The 16,950-nt window shown below is 42.7% G+C and carries 15 protein-coding genes; 8 read left to right on the top strand and 7 right to left on the bottom strand.

Annotation, left to right across the window (positions count from 1 at the left end; genetic code table 11):
- Positions 1-363 precede the first annotated feature (363 nt).
- The gene (locus NWP22_RS13585) at positions 364-660 is read left to right on the top strand and encodes a hypothetical protein (protein WP_280801994.1); all 297 of its coding nucleotides are present in this window, start codon (positions 364-366) and stop codon (positions 658-660) included.
- Positions 661-756: 96 nt separating this feature from the next.
- Here the strand turns inward: NWP22_RS13585 and NWP22_RS13580 are convergent, their stop codons facing one another.
- The 6 genes from NWP22_RS13580 to NWP22_RS13555 form a co-directional block, all read right to left on the bottom strand.
- Positions 757-957, bottom strand: a complete 201-nt coding sequence (locus tag NWP22_RS13580; RefSeq protein ID WP_280801993.1) for a hypothetical protein — start codon at positions 955-957, stop codon at positions 757-759.
- Between the two features lie 81 nt (positions 958-1,038).
- A complete protein-coding gene (locus tag NWP22_RS13575; RefSeq protein WP_280801992.1) occupies positions 1,039-1,440 on the bottom strand; it encodes a HEPN domain-containing protein in 402 nt (133 codons plus the stop codon).
- Positions 1,424-1,774 carry a nucleotidyltransferase domain-containing protein gene (locus NWP22_RS13570; protein ID WP_280791168.1) on the bottom strand — a complete coding sequence of 117 codons (351 nt, stop codon included), beginning with the start codon at positions 1,772-1,774 and terminating at the stop codon, positions 1,424-1,426. Before NWP22_RS13570 ends, NWP22_RS13575 begins: the two co-directional genes overlap by 17 nt.
- 15 nt (positions 1,775-1,789) lie before the next feature.
- Positions 1,790-2,146 carry a nucleotidyltransferase family protein gene (locus NWP22_RS13565; RefSeq protein WP_280801991.1) on the bottom strand — a complete coding sequence of 119 codons (357 nt, stop codon included), beginning with the start codon at positions 2,144-2,146 and terminating at the stop codon, positions 1,790-1,792.
- A 224-nt stretch (positions 2,147-2,370) separates the two neighbouring features.
- Positions 2,371-3,675 carry an O-antigen ligase family protein gene (locus tag NWP22_RS13560; protein ID WP_280801990.1) on the bottom strand — a complete coding sequence of 435 codons (1,305 nt, stop codon included), beginning with the start codon at positions 3,673-3,675 and terminating at the stop codon, positions 2,371-2,373.
- Positions 3,657-4,499 (bottom strand): YaaW family protein, encoded by an 843-nt coding sequence (locus NWP22_RS13555; RefSeq protein WP_280801989.1) that lies wholly within the window; start codon positions 4,497-4,499, stop codon positions 3,657-3,659. Before NWP22_RS13555 ends, NWP22_RS13560 begins: the two co-directional genes overlap by 19 nt.
- A 97-nt stretch (positions 4,500-4,596) precedes the next feature.
- On the opposite strand from NWP22_RS13555, the gene NWP22_RS13550 reads away from it, so the two are divergent.
- The 7 genes from NWP22_RS13550 (at position 4,597) to ftsH3 (ending at position 15,639) form a co-directional block, all read left to right on the top strand.
- A complete protein-coding gene (locus tag NWP22_RS13550; RefSeq protein WP_271730565.1) occupies positions 4,597-5,595 on the top strand; it encodes an NAD(P)/FAD-dependent oxidoreductase in 999 nt (332 codons plus the stop codon).
- A gap of 148 nt (positions 5,596-5,743) precedes the next feature.
- Positions 5,744-7,843 carry a hydantoinase/oxoprolinase family protein gene (locus NWP22_RS13545; protein WP_271730563.1) on the top strand — a complete coding sequence of 700 codons (2,100 nt, stop codon included), beginning with the start codon at positions 5,744-5,746 and terminating at the stop codon, positions 7,841-7,843.
- A gap of 58 nt (positions 7,844-7,901) precedes the next feature.
- Complete coding sequence (locus NWP22_RS13540; RefSeq protein WP_271730562.1) at positions 7,902-9,464, top strand: hydantoinase B/oxoprolinase family protein; 1,563 nt, start codon at positions 7,902-7,904, stop codon at positions 9,462-9,464.
- Between the two features lie 275 nt (positions 9,465-9,739).
- Positions 9,740-11,809: a molecular chaperone DnaK gene (gene dnaK, locus NWP22_RS13535; RefSeq protein WP_271730561.1), complete on the top strand. Its 2,070-nt coding sequence runs from the start codon at positions 9,740-9,742 to the stop codon at positions 11,807-11,809.
- Between the two features lie 65 nt (positions 11,810-11,874).
- Positions 11,875-12,870 (top strand): J domain-containing protein, encoded by a 996-nt coding sequence (locus NWP22_RS13530; protein WP_271730560.1) that lies wholly within the window; start codon positions 11,875-11,877, stop codon positions 12,868-12,870.
- 39 nt (positions 12,871-12,909) lie between these two features.
- Positions 12,910-13,683 (top strand): aminotransferase class IV, encoded by a 774-nt coding sequence (locus NWP22_RS13525; RefSeq protein ID WP_271730592.1) that lies wholly within the window; start codon positions 12,910-12,912, stop codon positions 13,681-13,683.
- A 117-nt stretch (positions 13,684-13,800) separates the two neighbouring features.
- The gene (gene ftsH3 / locus NWP22_RS13520) at positions 13,801-15,639 is read left to right on the top strand and encodes an ATP-dependent zinc metalloprotease FtsH3 (RefSeq protein ID WP_271730558.1); all 1,839 of its coding nucleotides are present in this window, start codon (positions 13,801-13,803) and stop codon (positions 15,637-15,639) included.
- A 108-nt stretch (positions 15,640-15,747) separates the two neighbouring features.
- Here ftsH3 and bioB read toward each other — a convergent pair whose 3' ends face one another.
- Positions 15,748-16,758, bottom strand: coding sequence for a biotin synthase BioB (gene bioB, locus NWP22_RS13515; protein WP_271730556.1), 1,011 nt, complete (start codon positions 16,756-16,758; stop codon positions 15,748-15,750).
- Positions 16,759-16,950 lie beyond the last annotated feature (192 nt).

Genomic DNA, 16,950 nt, shown 5'->3' with positions numbered 1-16,950 from the left:
CTACTATCAACTGCACTAGGCATCCCCCCGTGCCATTGACATCACTTATATAATACCAATGTGCTTTCATTTAGCGATTGCTACACACAGATGCAAGCTCTGCGTAGCGATCGCCTGTGCCAGTTGCGTAAGTCCTATTTACTAATAAAATAAGCAATGTCACACTTGACTCTGAAAGCTATGAAGAAGATTCTCAGCCACAACAATGGGAATATATAATTCTTCGAGAAAGCGTATTTGAATTAAATGAAGAAGCATCATTTAATGATCTGTTGGCCAGTATGCGAGAGGAAACAGAAGCCATAATTGCTGATTTATCTGTATAAAAATCAGCATAAATCTATTAACATTAAGGAGTGATTTGTGTTAAAGTTACTAGGAAATTTGATAATAGCAGTAATAGCAATACCATTAGTAATAATAGCAATACTAGTAGTATTATGCATTGCTATCATCATAGCAGGAATAGCAATATCATTAGTAATAATAGCAATACCAGTAGTATTGTGCATTTCAATTGTCATGTCGTTTTTTAAAGAATCAGATTCTTCTAGTTATAAAACTGAGATTAAAAACAGGTCTGAAAAATCAGATAAGCTTTTTGAAAGTCCTAAACCTGAGATTGAAAATAACTTTGAAAAAGCGGTAGATGAGCTTTGATAATTTCTTGAATATCCAAATATAGCATTTCCCATGCTCGTGAGGTACAAATTTTTTTAGTTTGAGGGAACAGGGAACAGGGAATTGGTGTGTACTTCATGAGACTGAAAAAGGCTTTATATAACTGTCTTCGGCAATCGATTGATAATTATAAGACAATTCCCTAGGCTTGTCTTGTGCAGACTCCTTGATAAAGCCATTTGATAGTTTACCTAAATCGTGTATAATCCCTGCTACTTCCATAAATAAAATTGTGCGTCTTTGCTCATCTGATGGTTGCCACAAATAATTAGTCATGTCTGATTTCCGTTACATAGATGTTCTGTGATTTTTTGGGTGTGGTTCCACAAACTGACTCTAAACAATTGCATTTTTTCATCAGTTCTCATCTTCTTGAGAGTTCATCAATTCTTGAGTAACTTGATTGAATACTTGTCTTGATACAGCTAAGGCTTCTTGGGCATCATTAGGATCTGCGAAAGCATCTGAACTGGGTAAAGCATCGGGGTAGCGGGTAGGAAGGTAAAAACGATCAAGAAGTTGGATATCTAAAGCGATCGCCACAAGAGGATTAGGATTAAGTAAATTCACTAAATCACTAAGCCGATGACTGCGGGGTGGAGTTTTTCCTTGAGCCGTAAGTAGAGCTTTAATCGCTTTTTCGCTGCATTGCTGGGCATGGAAGCACACTTGATTGTATATGTTATTAGCGATCGCTAATTCTGCCATTTGCAAATCCTCACGAGCAAAAATTAACCATGTTTCATACTCCCTGCTCATACAAAATCTTGCCTTTCCCTAAAATTTCCTCTCGAAAAAAAGCCCGTTCTTTGCATAAATTTTCAAACTCAACAGGAGTATAGACCAGTATATCAATCCCTACTCGTGGTTGCAGCAACTGAATTACTTCTTTAGTGCGATCCAAAAAACGTTGCGTCGTTTCTTTAACTATGACTAAATCAAGGTCAGACCATTCATGGGTTGTCCCACTTACCATTGAACCAAATAATATAATTGATTGAGGATTGTAAAAATCCCTTAACAAATCTACATAGCGGTTAAGTTCAGCTAAAAGTAATTGCTGGCGATCGCTCACCTGATTCAATTCAAGCATAATTAACTCCCTGGGTTAGATAAATAGGGATTCTAAATCTTCATAAATAACTTTTGCAGATGAAAGAATATTCTGTTTTCGGAGCCAATTATGACTCTGTTCAATAGTCGTTTTTCCCACTAAATCAACTTTTCGACTGAGCATTTTTTCTAATTCTTCTTCAGCATCAATTAAATCTGATAATCTCCAGCGAGTATTAGGTTTGAGGGCATACAAAAAATCTACATCGCTCTGCGCATTGAAATCATCGCGTAAAATTGAGCCAAATACTGATAATTCAGCGATCTGCCAGCGTTGACAAAAGGATTGAATGGCATTCATTGGTAGGGCGATCGCTAATTGTTTAACTGTTTCTGTTTCTGCTTTGCTCATAATCTTTGTAAACAATGTGAGTCAAGTTTATTTACTGGCTTTTACGTAATTCTTGGACTATTTCTTAGGCGCGATCGCACACCTGACCCCCCATCCCACGCACCAGAACTTCCATCCACCAACATAGCTTTTATCAAGCATATCATCGAATTTGGAAAAATCTGGCTATAAAAGCAACTTTCCCGATTCCTTGTATAGATATATCTTCATCTGTGGTCAATGAATTATTCACCGTACCTATGCAAACGAGAACTACTATATACAACTCCCCAAAGTGCAGAGAAAAATAACCACGAAATTGTATTTAGCCTAAAATCAAATAAACTTACATCTACGGTGTTGAATATCAACCATTGTAAAATTACAACAATATAACTGAAAAATATCAATTTATCTTTTTTGTCTAAATAGTTGGGTTTCTGCAACAATTGCACACCTGCAAACCATATCCAAGCCAGACAGCCAAAAAATAACAGGGCGCTCGGTAAACCAGTTTCAGCCGACAGCATCAAAAATAAATTGTGAGGATGACCTAAATCAATTTGCATCTGTGCTTTGTAGAGGTCGCTAAAACTGCGTAAACCCCAACCTGTCCAAGGCTTTTGCTGAGTTAAAGACCAAGCAAACTCCCATTGAGTAGTTCGCATTACAGCCACTGGTCTATCTGGATACATTTGATCATTTAACCGCGCCCAAAAGTAAGCCGGTACAAAGCGGCGAAAGGTTTCTGCAACTGGTGAGGGGGCGAAAGCTGCTAACAGGACACTGGTGATTATACTGGTGACACTACCAACAATAATATGCCAACCTTGGTAAAGTGCATAGGCTAAACAGGCAATCATTCCCATCACCCAGCCATTACGTGAGTCAGTGAAAATCAGGGCTATAAAACTGGTAATTACTGACACAGTTAAAAAAATAAAGTAAGTATTATTTCTATCGCGTAAACTCCATCGTTCCAGCCACAACCCCAATCCCAAAGTAAAAGCGATCGCTAAATAAGCAGCCAAAAGATTAGCGTGCATGAATATAGAGGACATACGCCCCGGTGGAACTCCTCCCGCAGACAGACCTAAATCTAATAAAATCCACAAAACTTGTAACTGGAAACTCCAACCCCAAAACATCTGCCCAAAGCCCATTATCACCACTGGAACTGAACCAATCACGAAAATCATCGCTATTTGCCGCAATTGAACAGTTGTCTGAATCAGGGTGCTGAGTCCAGCAAAAACTAGGAAGAATGGTAATAAATTAAATAAGCCCAGAAAAGCTTGTGTTTTATCATCGGCAAAGCTACAACTAATAATCAGTAATACACTTAAAAGCCCAAATCCCCAGTTAAGGGGACTTTTGATTACACTGCGGTATTCTAATTGGCAAGTTCTTAATGCTGCCAACAGTATACTCACACCGCCCACCAAAGGACTCAAGGGAAAAATCAGCAGTCCAATTTGAGTCACATTCCAAGGGGTTTGTAAACTAGTGTGGGGATGATAAAAAGCTAACTTCAAGCTGGCTCCCAACATTCAGCACGAGTGAGACGAATTTGTGCCAGAGCAAATATGGTGGGGATGATCCGACCATAGTTAGTAGAGATCGCTCTCCATCCTAAATCTGCAAAAAACCAAGTCCACATCACTGGGCCAATGAAGCTAAAAACACTACGCACCGCACCATAACGAGCCGCATTCATAGTCATACCCCGCCGCGCCATTTGTAGAGCTACATAGCCTTTAAATTGGCTAGTTGCTGCTTGAGAACCGGCGATCGCCGTCTGTTTAGCTACTTGATATTTAGCAAAGTGGATGGCAAATTGGCGCGCTATCTGTTGCAATACCAATGGCTGCAGAATAGAAGTAACAGCCAAGGCGCTACCACCTTTAACCAGTAATCCCAATGGGTCGCCCTGTAATAAAAGTGGTAGGGGTTGTTGGATTTTTGACTGGCACAGTTGACGTTGCACCTGCTGATTTAATTTTTGTTTCTCATTTTCCGGCAGTTTTTTCCACACCTGTCCTAATAGATGTAAAAATAACTCCGCCTCTAAATCAACAGTCGTCAATTCTCTAGAATAGGGAATTTTCAAATATTTACAGACCTGAATTAATGCTTGACGGTAAGTTACCTGACTTGTACGCCCCCGTAATACTGTGATCCCATCCGCAGCTAAAAACCGAAACCGATTCTCTAATGTGTCTAGCCAAGCTTCGCGGCTTTGGCTTTGTACCTCAATGGGTTCAGGTGTATGAACATAATCTAGGGGATTAAATTTACGACTAAACAAAATTGCCGTTAAATCCTGCAATTCCTCTTGTGTCGCTAACTCCAGCGCCGCCCTCAGTTCATCCAATTTCTTTTCCTCTCTTTGTGCAGCCTTTATGTAGTTTATTCTACTATTAGCAATTGTTGGTCATTGCTCATCCCTAGTCCTACAGAGTCAAGAATTTATGACTGATATTGCCATAATTGGTGCCGGAATGGCAGGTTTAATATGCGCTCAACGTTTAACTGAGGCTGGATACTCGGTTGTAGTCCTTGAAAAGTCCCGTGGTTTCGGGGGACGACTCGCTACCCGTCGATTACATGGAACTTGGGCAGACCATGGGGCTTGTTATTTACAGCCTCAAGGTGAATTATTCGCAAATTTGGTACAATCTTTATGCGATCGCCATATCCTAGAGCTATGGCAAGATCAGCCTCAACCCCGTTATATTGCACCCGCGGGAATGAGTACCATTGGTAAGTTTCTCGCCCAAGGTTTAGAAATCCAACTGAATCAGCGGGTCACAGCCATTCACCCTCATTCCGCAAATACTTGGTGTCTGACTCTTGAATCTAGCGCCGAATTAACAGCCACAGCCATAGTTCTCGCTATCCCCGCTCCCCAGGCTTTGGCACTTTTGTCCCCATTGGGCGAACATATTTTGGGTAAAGCATTTTTGGATAGTTTGACCTCTGTAGAATTTTATCCTTGTATTAGTGCGATCGCAGGATATCCCCCTACATCCCCACTACCACCTTGGAAGGAGCGGAAATTTACAGATGAGCCGGTTTTGGGATGGATGGGTTTAGACAGCAGCAAACGCCCCCATCCTCAACAACCTGTATTTGTCTTACAAAGTAGCGCTAATTTTGCCCAACTACATTTAGAAACCCCAGATTTACAAGCCGTTGCACAGGAGATGTTGCAAACCGCAGCCCACAGTTTGGGGCTTCCTTGGCTAGCAACACCAGACTGGATGCAAGTACATCGCTGGCGTTACGCTTTTCCCAGTCGTCCCTGGCCACATGCTGTATTATCTGCCCAAAGTCCCCTACCTTTAGTATGTTGTGGTGATTGGTGTGGTGGTAATCTTACTGAAGATGCCATGATTTCTGGAATTGCTGCATCTGTAGAAATTAATCAATACTTGCGCCAGTTACCAGATATATCAATTCTTACATAGATTATAGCATTTCCCATGCTCGTGAGGTACAATTTTTTTAGTTTGAGGGAACAGGGAATAGGGAATAGGGAATAGGTGTGTACTTCATGAGCCTGAAAAAGGCTATATTATAAATCTTCTGATTATATACCATAGGGTAAATTGATAAATGTTAAAAGTATTTGCTGACCGCGGTGGTACATTCACAGATATTATTGCTGTCACTAATAGCCAGACAATTATAGATCGGCTCTCAGGGCATACAGAACGTTTTTTGATCGTTCCTCTGAAACCTCAAGAATGGGTTATTGTCTACAAATTACTTTCAGAGAATCCCACACAATATCAAGATGCAGTTATCCAAGGTATTCGGGATATTATGGGTCTTTCAACTCATGAACCCATTCCCAATACAGCCATAGAAGTAGTCAAAATGGGGACAACTGTCGCCACCAATGCACTGTTAGAAAGGCAAGGAGATCGAGTAGTCCTACTGATTACCAAAGGGTTTAAAGATGCCCTGCGTATTGGCTACCAAAACCGCCCTGATATTTTTGCCCGTCACATCATCTTACCAACGATGCTTTATGAACAAGTGATTGAGGTAGAAGAACGCTATGATGCTCATGGCAACGAATTAACACCTGTTAATATTACACAATTACAACAGGATTTACAAGCAGTTTATCATACAGGTATTCGCAGTTGTGCGATTGTATTTATGCACAGCGATCGCTATCCCCAGCATGAGCAACAAGTAGCAGCCATTGCCGAGGAAATTGGCTTTACACAAATTTCTGTATCTCACCAAGTTAGCCCATTAATCAAACTAGTCAGTCGAGGAGATACAACTGTCGTAGATGCCTACTTAACCCCAATTTTGCGCCGCTATGTCAACCAAGTAGCCAGCCAATTACCAAATGTTAGATTAATGTTTATGAAGTCTGACGGCGGCTTAGTAGCAGCAGCACAATTTCAGGGAAAAGACAGTATTTTAAGTGGACCTGCAGGCGGTATTGTCGGTGCAGTTCAAACTAGTAAAAGAGCAGGTTTTAATCTAGTAATTACCTTTGATATGGGGGGAACCAGTACAGATGTCGCCCATTTTAAAGGGGAGTATGAACGCCAATTAGATTCTGAAATTGCGGGAGTGCGAATGCGAGTTCCCGTATTATCAATTCACACTATTGCAGCTGGTGGTGGTTCCATTCTCATCTTCGATGGTTCTAGCTATCGTGTCGGACCAAAATCCGCTGGCTCAAATCCCGGCCCGGCTTGTTATCGTCAGAGTGGACCTTTAACGGTGACAGATGCAAATGTCATGTTAGGTAAGATACATCCTCAATATTTCCCCTCCGTCTTTGGTGCTGATGGCAATTTACCTTTAGATAAAGATATTGTCATCCAGAAATTCCAGCAATTAGCACAAGAGATTACCACTGTTACAGGAAATTACCTTACACCCGAACAAGTAGCAGCCGGATTTATGGCGATCGCTGTGGAAAATATGGCTAATGCTATTAAAAAAATCAGTCTACAACGAGGTTATGATGTCACCCAATATGTACTTTGCTGTTTTGGTGGTGCTGGTGGACAAGTCGCCTGTTTAATTGCGGATACTTTAGGGATGAAACAGATATTTCTGCATCCTTATGCTGGTGTTCTTTCCGCCTATGGTATGGGACTAGCTGATGTGAGAGCCACCAGAGTAGCAGGAGTAGAACAGCCTTTAAATCAAGACTTAATACCTCAGTTAATGCAGTTGAGGGAGTCATTAGAAACCCAAGCAAGAAGTGAACTCAGTCAAAATGAAAGTAGCGTTGAAGCAACAGTAATTCAAAAACTGGATGTGAAATATGAGGGGACTAATTCTACTTTAAGCATTGATTTCAATTCAGATGTCATGGTCATGCACACAGCATTTATAGATGAACATAAATCTCGCTATGGTTTCATTCAACCCGACAAGCCCTTGATTGTAGAATCTATTTTCGTAGAAGTAATTCAGAAAATGGATACTCCCGAAGAACCTGTAATTAGTCGTACTCGTCCTATAGAATCACCCCCTGAATCGGTGGAAATAGTTAAGATATTCACTGGGGAAAAATGGCATGATACCCCAGTCTACCGCCGTGAAGATTTACAAGTGGGAGATTTAATAAATGGTCCGGCTATTATTGTGGAAAAGATTAGTACAATTGTGGTTGAACCTAAGTGGCAAGCAAAATTAAATGATTGGAATCATTTAATTTTACAACGTGTATCTTAGTTAAAAAATCAAATTCATCTGTAAATTTACCTTTAATCTCAAAGAAGATAAATTAAAAATGTACGCCACAAATAAACCAGATCCAGTCCGTTTAGAAATATTCAAAAATCTCTATCAATTCATCGCCGAACAAATGGGGATTGTGCTGCAAAATACTGCGGCATCAGTGAACATTAAAGAAAGATTAGATTTCTCCTGTGCTATTTTCGATTCTTCAGGATTATTAGTCGCTAATGCTCCTCATATTCCCGTACATTTAGGGTCAATGAGTGAAAGCGTCCGCAGTTTAATCAATGACAAAGGCGACACCATCCAACCAGGTAATGTCTATCTATCCAACAACCCCTATAACGGTGGAACACACCTCCCAGATGTCACAGCTATTACCCCCGTATTTTTAGATGACACTTTGCCCTCTACCCTGACCAATGCGCTGTTCTACGTTGCTTCTCGCGGACACCAAGCCGATATTGGCGGTATTACTCCTGGTTCCATGCCTTCCCACAGTACAACAGTAGAAGAAGAAGGGATTTTATTTGATAATTTTCTTTTAGTTGAACAAGGAATTTTTCAAGAAACCCAAGTAAGAAATTTACTCTCTAATCATCTTTATCCCGCTCGTAATCCCCAACAAAATCTAGCTGATTTTAAAGCACAAATTGCAGCCAATGAAAGGGGAGTCAAAGAATTACAGAGAATGGTTGCTCAATATGGACTGGAAACTGTCCAAGCATACATGAAATTTGTTCAAAATAATGCCGATGAATCAGTAAGAAGAGCAATTGAAGCCCTCAAAGATGGATCATTCATTTATGAAATAGATAGCGGGGCCAAAATCGAAGTTAAAGTGATAATAAACAAAAAAAATCGCAGTGCAACAATTGATTTTACCGGCACATCTGGGCAACTAAGCAGTAATTTTAATGCCCCCAAGGCTGTAACTCAAGCAGCGGTTTTATACGTCTTCCGCACTCTAGTTAATGATAGTATCCCCCTGAATGCCGGGTGTCTGAAACCTTTAGAAATTGTCATTCCTGAAGGCTGTATGCTCAACCCCAGCTACCCAGCCGCAATTGTAGCAGGCAATGTAGAGACATCACAAAACATCGTTGATGCTTTATATGGTGCGTTGGGTGTGAGTGCTGCTTCTCAGGGAACGATGAATAATTTTACTTTCGGTAATGAGCGTTATCAATATTATGAAACCATCTGCGGTGGTTCCGGCGCAGGGGCTAACTTTGATGGTACTGATGCAGTTCAAACCCACATGACTAACTCCCGCTTGACAGACCCAGAAATTTTAGAAACTCGTTATCCCGTCTTGTTAGAAAGCTTTTGTTTACGTCCCAATAGCGGGGGTAAAGGCAAATATTCAGGTGGTAACGGCGTGATTCGCCGGATCAAGTTCCTTGAAGCAATGACAGCTAATATTCTGTCTGGACATCGCCGTGTTCCTCCCTTTGGATTAAATGGGGGAGAACCTGGTCAGGTGGGGCGCAACTGGATACAGCATCAAGATGGAACACAAGAGGATTTAGGCAGCACAGCAACAGTGCAGATGCAGCCAGGAGATGTTTTTGTGATTGAAACCCCTGGTGGTGGAGGGTTTTATCAGTCGTGAGGATTCCTGAAAATGCCCTGTCAATGGATAACCTCAATCTCTCTGGTTTGGGGGGTAGGGGATGACAAAGATAAGATTTCAGCTACTTGGACATACTTAGCATTGTCAATGTTATCCTAGTGTTGCAACTAGCTCCTCAAGCTTAAACTCCTCTACTTCTTACCTTAACAATGACTATCATACCATTGAGGTGTTTTCATCCAATATCCAACAACTAGAGGTAGTACCGCATAATTAAATTAAACGTACAAGACACACTAGGAGAAGAGTAACCCATGGGCAAGGTAGTCGGCATCGACTTGGGTACAACCAACTCAGTAGTCGCCGTAATGGAGGGTGGCAAGCCGGTGGTGATTGCCAATGCAGAAGGAATGCGCACAACCCCCTCTGTTGTCGGCTTCAGCAAAGAAGGCGAAAGGGTTGTTGGGCAAATGGCCAGACGGCAAACTGTTCTCAACCCCCAAAATACATTTTTTGCGGTTAAACGCTTTATTGGGCGGCAGTATAATGAACTCAGCCAGGAATCTAAGCGTGTACCTTATACTATCCGTAAAAACGAATTAGGTAATGTGACAATTCCCTGTCCACGTCTGAAAAAGGATTTCGCCCCAGAAGAAATTTCCGCCATGGTGATCAAAAAATTGGCAGACGATGCTGGTCGCTATTTGGGGGAAACCGTGACAGGGGCGGTAATTACGGTTCCCGCTTATTTTAATGATTCTCAACGACAGGCTACCCGCGATGCTGGCAGAATTGCTGGTTTAGAAGTGTTGCGGATTCTTAATGAACCTACAGCCGCATCTTTGGCTTATGGATTAGATCGGGGTGCAACTGAAACTATCCTTGTTTTTGACTTGGGTGGTGGGACTTTTGATGTCTCAATTTTGGAAGTTGGTGATGGCATTTTTGAAGTTAAAGCTACCAGTGGAGATACTCAACTAGGTGGTAATGACTTTGACAAACAAATAGTAGATTGGTTAGCAGATAAATTTCTGGAGGCTGAAGGGGTAGATTTAAGACGCGAGCGGCAATCTTTACAACGCCTTATGGAAGCCGCAGAAAAGGCGAAAATTGAACTTTCCGCTGTCAGCGTCACCGAAATTAACTTACCCTTCATCACTGCTACGGAGGACGGCCCTAAACATCTAGAGACTCGCCTGACTCGTTCTCAGTTTGAGGGTTTGTGTGTGGACTTGATGGGACGTTTACGTACACCAGTTAAACGCGCACTCAAAGATTCTGGACTCTCACCGGTAGATATTGAAGAAGTGGTACTAGTTGGTGGTTCTACACGCATACCAATGGTGAAGCAGTTAGTGCGTGACTTAATTGGGATAGAACCTAACGAAAATGTTAATCCTGATGAGGTGGTGGCAATAGGTGCTGCTATTCAAGCCGGTATTCTGGCGGGTGAACTCAAAGACGTGCTGCTTTTGGATGTGACACCATTATCTTTGGGACTGGAAACCATTGGCGGTGTGATGAAAAAACTCATCCCCCGTAACACTACTATCCCAGTGCGCCGTTCTGATATTTTCTCTACATCAGAAAATAACCAAAACAGTGTGGAAATTCACGTAGTCCAGGGTGAGAGGGAAATGGCATCAAATAACAAATCACTGGGACGTTTTAAGCTCTATGGCATCCCCCCAGCACCAAGAGGAATTCCCCAGGTTCAAGTATCTTTTGATATTGATGCTAACGGTATTTTGCAGGTGACAGCCCTTGATAGAACCACCGGACGAGAACAAAGTATCACAATTCAAGGGGCTTCTACTTTGAGTGAATCAGAAGTAAATCGCATGATTCAGGATGCTCAAAAATACGCGGATGTTGACCGAGAACGCAAAGAAAGAGTAGAAAAACGCACTCGTTCTGAGGCTTTGATTTTACAGGCAGAACGCCAACTCAGAGAAGTGGCACTGGAATTTGGTATGCAGTTTGCCCGCAATCGCCGCCAGCGAATTGATAGTATTTGTCGGGAACTGCGTGAGAGTCTCCAGGAAAATGAAGATCGCGGCATTGATCAAGCCTATGCTGACTTACAAGATGCTTTATATGAACTAAACCGAGAAGTTCGGGAGTATTATGCTGAGGACGAAGAGGAAGACTTGTTTGGGACGATTCGTGACATTTTTACAGGCGGTGATAAGGAACGGGAACCCAATTTTTCCCGTGATACATATCGCGAACGTGATTCCTATGGCAAAAATTACAACAGAGACTACGATAGGGGTTACAGCAAAGATAGTCGCTACCCAGACTATGATCAGCGTTCCTCTCGCAAGCCTTCTCGACCAAGTTACCAGGATAACTGGGATGATGATGACGATGATTGGTTGTAGTTATTAGTCAATATTTAACAGTCATCAGTCCCTATTACTACAATTAAAAGTAAAATAACTGAACTATGCAAAATTTGCAGAATTTTCGCGATTACTATGAAATTTTAGGAGTACCTAAGGATGCTTCCGGTGAAGAAATTAAAAAGGTTTATCGCCGGTTAGCAAGACAATATCACCCGGATCTCAATCCGGGAAATAAAGCCGCAGAGGAAAAGTTTAAAGATATCGGTGAGGCTTACGAAGTCCTTTCTGATACAGCCAGGCGATCGCAATACGACCAATTTAGCCGCTACTGGAAACAAAAAGGTTTTACTGCTAGCAAAGCACCCAAATCTAAAAGCTGGTCTGGTTCCTCCAATGGTCGCAGCACCACTGAAGATGTAAATCCCGAACAATTTTCCGATTTTGAGAGTTTTATTAATCAAGTCATTGGTGTAGGGGGTCGTCAAGACACCAGAAATGTTAGTAGTAGTACCAAAAGCGATCCATTTCGTTCTCCTAAAAGTCGGGTTGAGTATACGGTTCCTAAAAGCCCACCGCGCACACCCCGCCGAGATATTGAAGCTAGATTAACTTTACCACTGGAAAAAGCTTATGAAGGTGGCAAAGAACGGATTCGCCTAGAAGATGGGCGATCGCTGGAAGTAAATATGCCCCCAGCTATGGTAACAGGTCAAAGTATCCGGTTACGCAATCAAGGTATTGGTGGTGGTGACCTCTACTTGAAAATAACAGTATTGCCCCATGGGCTATTTAAACTAGAAGGGTTCAATATATTTTGCCAAGTTCCAGTCACTCCCTGTGAAGCGGTTTTAGGAGGACAAGTAGAAGCACCGACTTTAGATGGCCCTGTGAAAATGACTATCCCTCCGGGTGTGAGGAGTGGTCAAAGACTGCGGTTAGCAAATAAAGGCTACCCCGGGGAAAATGGTAAACGTGGCGATCAATTAGTAGAAATTCAAATTGTTACACCTAAAAGTATCACACCTGAAGAACGGGAACTTTATGAAAAACTGCGGGAAATAGAAACTTTTAAACCCCGCGCTGATTTATTAGGATGATCTCAAGTAGTAGGTTTAACCCCCAGGGAGGTTAGTTTTATTTATTGGTACCATGGCAAACTCAGAGAATCTCAAACCCTAGAATTAGATATTCACGACCCGGGGTTACTTTATGGGGCTACGGTATTTACAACAGTGCGGGTTTATGAGCAAAGCCTCGATAGTAGTTTAACTAACTGGGTGGCACATTGCCGTCGCCTACTGTTATCAGTACAAGCTTTTGGTTGGCGAGAACCAAGCTGGAATCTGGTGCGTCAAGGTGCAGAAATTCTGGCGGAAAATTTCCCCATTCTCAGAATTACCCTGTTTGCAGATGGGAGGGAGTGGATAAGCGGGAGGTTATTACCACCAGATTTAATCACCAAGCAAAAACACGGTATTACCACAACTTTGGCAATGTCGAACTTGTATCGCAGTCTTCCTGCTCATAAAACTGGTAACTACCTCAGTGGTTGGTTAGCGAGGACTCACGCCCAACAGTTAAATTCTCAGGAGGCCATTTTCATCGATGGCGCAGGTAATTGGCTTGAAACTACCACAGGTAACCTTTGGGGCTGGCAAAATGGTAGTTGGTGGACACCACCACTCACAGAGGGAATATTACCGGGAATTGTGCGATCGCAATTGCTCAATCATCTGCCCATGGTGCATGAGTCGCCCTGGAATGCCGAATTAGTCAGGGGATTTGAAGCGATCGCCTACACTAATAGTGTGGTAGAAATTATCCCCATACATACGGTTCACCAGCCTATAGGGTCTCTACAATATAATCCTTACCATTTTAGTTTGGAACAAATCAGAGAGCTTTTCTAACATGACAGCCGTCATGTTATGTTATACCTTAAGATAAGTTAACATAATTCTTAATAATGCCCTCTCATATTAGAGAAGCTACGCTAACTCACACAAAATACAGGAGGATAGACCTCAGTGAATAAAAGATGGAGAAATGCGGGGCTTTATGCACTGCTTTTTATAGTTGTCATCGCTTTAGGAACAGCATTCTTTGACAAACAACCTCAAACCAGAGAAACATGGCGATACAGTCAATTTATTCAAGAAGTTGACAAAGGCAGAGTAGATAGAGTCAGTCTGAGTGCAGACCGCTCTACAGCACTTGTTACCTCCAGAGACGGTGACAAAAAGATTGTGAATTTAGTCAATGACCCTGACTTAATCACTAATTTGAGTGACAAGGGCGTTGATATTTCTGTTCTCCCCCAAACTGATGAAGGATTTTGGTTTAAGGCACTGAGCAGTTTATTCTTCCCTGTATTACTTCTGGTTGGCTTATTCTTCTTACTACGCCGCGCTCAAAGTGGTCCTGGTAACCAAGCAATGAACTTTGGTAAATCCAAAGCCAGAGTGCAAATGGAACCCCAAACTCAAGTTACCTTCGGTGATGTCGCCGGTATTGACCAAGCCAAACTGGAATTAAACGAAGTAGTAGACTTTCTCAAAAACGCCGACCGCTTTACCGCAGTAGGGGCAAAAATTCCTAAAGGTGTATTGTTAGTAGGTCCTCCTGGTACAGGTAAAACCCTCTTGGCTCGTGCTGTAGCTGGTGAAGCTGGTGTACCCTTCTTTTCTATCTCCGGTTCTGAGTTTGTAGAAATGTTCGTAGGTGTGGGTGCTTCCCGCGTCCGCGATTTGTTTGAGCAAGCTAAGACCAACGCCCCCTGTATTGTATTTATCGATGAAATTGACGCGGTAGGTCGTCAACGGGGTGCAGGTTTAGGCGGTGGTAACGATGAACGGGAACAAACCCTCAACCAGTTACTCACCGAAATGGATGGTTTTGAAGGCAATACCGGTATTATCATTATTGCCGCTACCAACCGTCCTGATGTCTTAGATGCTGCTCTGTTGCGTCCTGGTCGTTTTGACCGTCAGGTGGTTGTAGACCGTCCCGACTATTCAGGACGTAGCGAAATTCTTAAAGTTCACGCCCGTGGTAAGACCTTAGCCAAGGATGTAGACCTGGATAAAATCGCCCGTCGGACTCCTGGGTTTACCGGTGCGGATTTATCCAACTTGCTCAACGAAGCTGCAATTTTAGCAGCACGGCGCAATTTAACTGAAATTGCTATGGATGAAATCAATGATGCCATTGATCGCGTCTTAGCTGGACCTGAGAAAAAAGATAGGGTAATGAGCGAAAAGCGCAAAACCCTAGTAGCATATCACGAAGCTGGTCACGCTTTAGTGGGTGCTTTAATGCCCGATTATGACCCAGTACAAAAAATCAGCATTATTCCCCGCGGTCGTGCTGGTGGTTTGACTTGGTTTACTCCCAGTGAAGACCGCATGGATACAGGGTTGTACAGCCGTGCTTATCTGGAAAATCAAATGGCGGTAGCTTTAGGCGGTCGTCTGGCTGAAGAATTAATCTTTGGTGATGAAGAAGTTACCACAGGTGCTTCTAACGACTTGCAACAAGTAGCCCGTGTGGCCCGTCAGATGATTACCCGCTTTGGTATGAGCGATCGCCTCGGTCCAGTGGCTTTAGGTCGTCAGCAAGGTAATATGTTCTTAGGCAGAGATATCATGTCAGAGCGTGATTTCTCCGAAGAAACTGCTGCTGCTATTGACGAAGAAGTGCGTAAACTCGTTGATGTAGCCTATACGCGTGCTAAGGAAGTATTGGTTAACAACCGCCACATTCTGGATGAAATCGCCAAAATGCTGGTGGAGAAAGAAACAGTAGATGCTGAGGAATTGCAGGCGATTTTGACAAACAACGATGTCAAAACTGCTGCTTTTGCTTAACTAACTTTGGTTGCAGTTTCAGTAAAACTGGGGTGATTCTGGGTTTTCCAGAATTACCCTATTTTTTGCCGCTCCCATCCTCCCTTGGGGGAGGGGTTGGGGGTGGGTTTATCCCACAACTGCGGGAGTTGTCACTTGTTGGGGTCTTTGCTGGGGGGGACGCATTTCTAACCCCAGCAAATTTAGCATTTGTCTGTCAGCGTCGTAATCTGGACAGGGGGTAGTGACTGTGAGCATTTTATGATCATCGCTGGAAAAAATAGAATTAGCCCCAGCCATAAAACATAAAGCTTGTTCCACTTGAGAAAGTCTCGCCCTACCAGCACTCAGACGCACATCAGAAGTTGCCATAATAATTCTGGCTGTAGCAATCATGCGCACCACTTCCCAAATGGGGACATCTGGCTGATTTTCTAGGGGTGTACCCGGGACTTGGGACAGAATATTAATCGGTACTGACTCGGGATGAGGTTGTAAATTCGCCAGTGTCTGTAACATCCCCACGCGATCCTCGACAGTTTCACCTAAACCCAGGATACCCCCAGAACAAACAGTGACGTTTGTTTGTCTTACATTGTCAATTGTATTGAGGCGATCGCCATAAGTTCTCGTGGTAATAATAGTATTGTAATATTCCTGGGAAGTATCCAAGTTATGATTATAAGCATATAGTCCGGCCGCTTCTAGGCGTTTGGCCTGGTCTGTGTTGAGCATTCCCAGAGTACAGCACACCTCTAGACCCATATCCGTGACTTCTTTTACCATGTCCAGCACTGTTTCAAATTGCGAATTATCCCGCACCTCCCGCCAAGCAGCACCCATACAAACCCGACTCACACCCTGTGCTTTAGCTTGTTGAGCAATGTTAACAACTGTTTCCTTTTCTAGCAGTGCTTGGGGCTTTACCTCAGTTTTATAACGGGAAGACTGGGCGCAGTAACTACAATCTTCGGGACAAGCGCCAGTTTTGATTGATATCAGCTTACAAACCTGTATTTTTCTGGGGTCATGATATTGACGATGCACGCTAGCAGCCTGATAAATCAGCTCTAGGAATGGCTGGTTGTATATCGCCTGAATCTCTGCTTTCTGCCAATTGTAGCGTATTCCCACCGACATCACTATCCTCTTTGAGACTGGATTGATTAAGAGCCATTTTCTAGTTGGTTCTCTGAAAATACAGCGTTGGGATTAAATCATCTCAATCTTAGTGCTGTAGATATTAGACATCAGCTTACCAAGATTTTGCGGTTCTGGCATTAGCTCAGATCACGGAGGACTCAACTGCTGACTGGAAACCAGAACACACTC

It is taken from the genome of Anabaenopsis tanganyikae CS-531, from assembly GCF_029891675.1.
Classification (GTDB): domain Bacteria; phylum Cyanobacteriota; class Cyanobacteriia; order Cyanobacteriales; family Nostocaceae; genus Anabaenopsis; species Anabaenopsis arnoldii.
The sequence above is the reverse complement of the archived record's forward strand: the minus strand, read 5'-3'. Positions and strand labels throughout refer to the sequence as shown.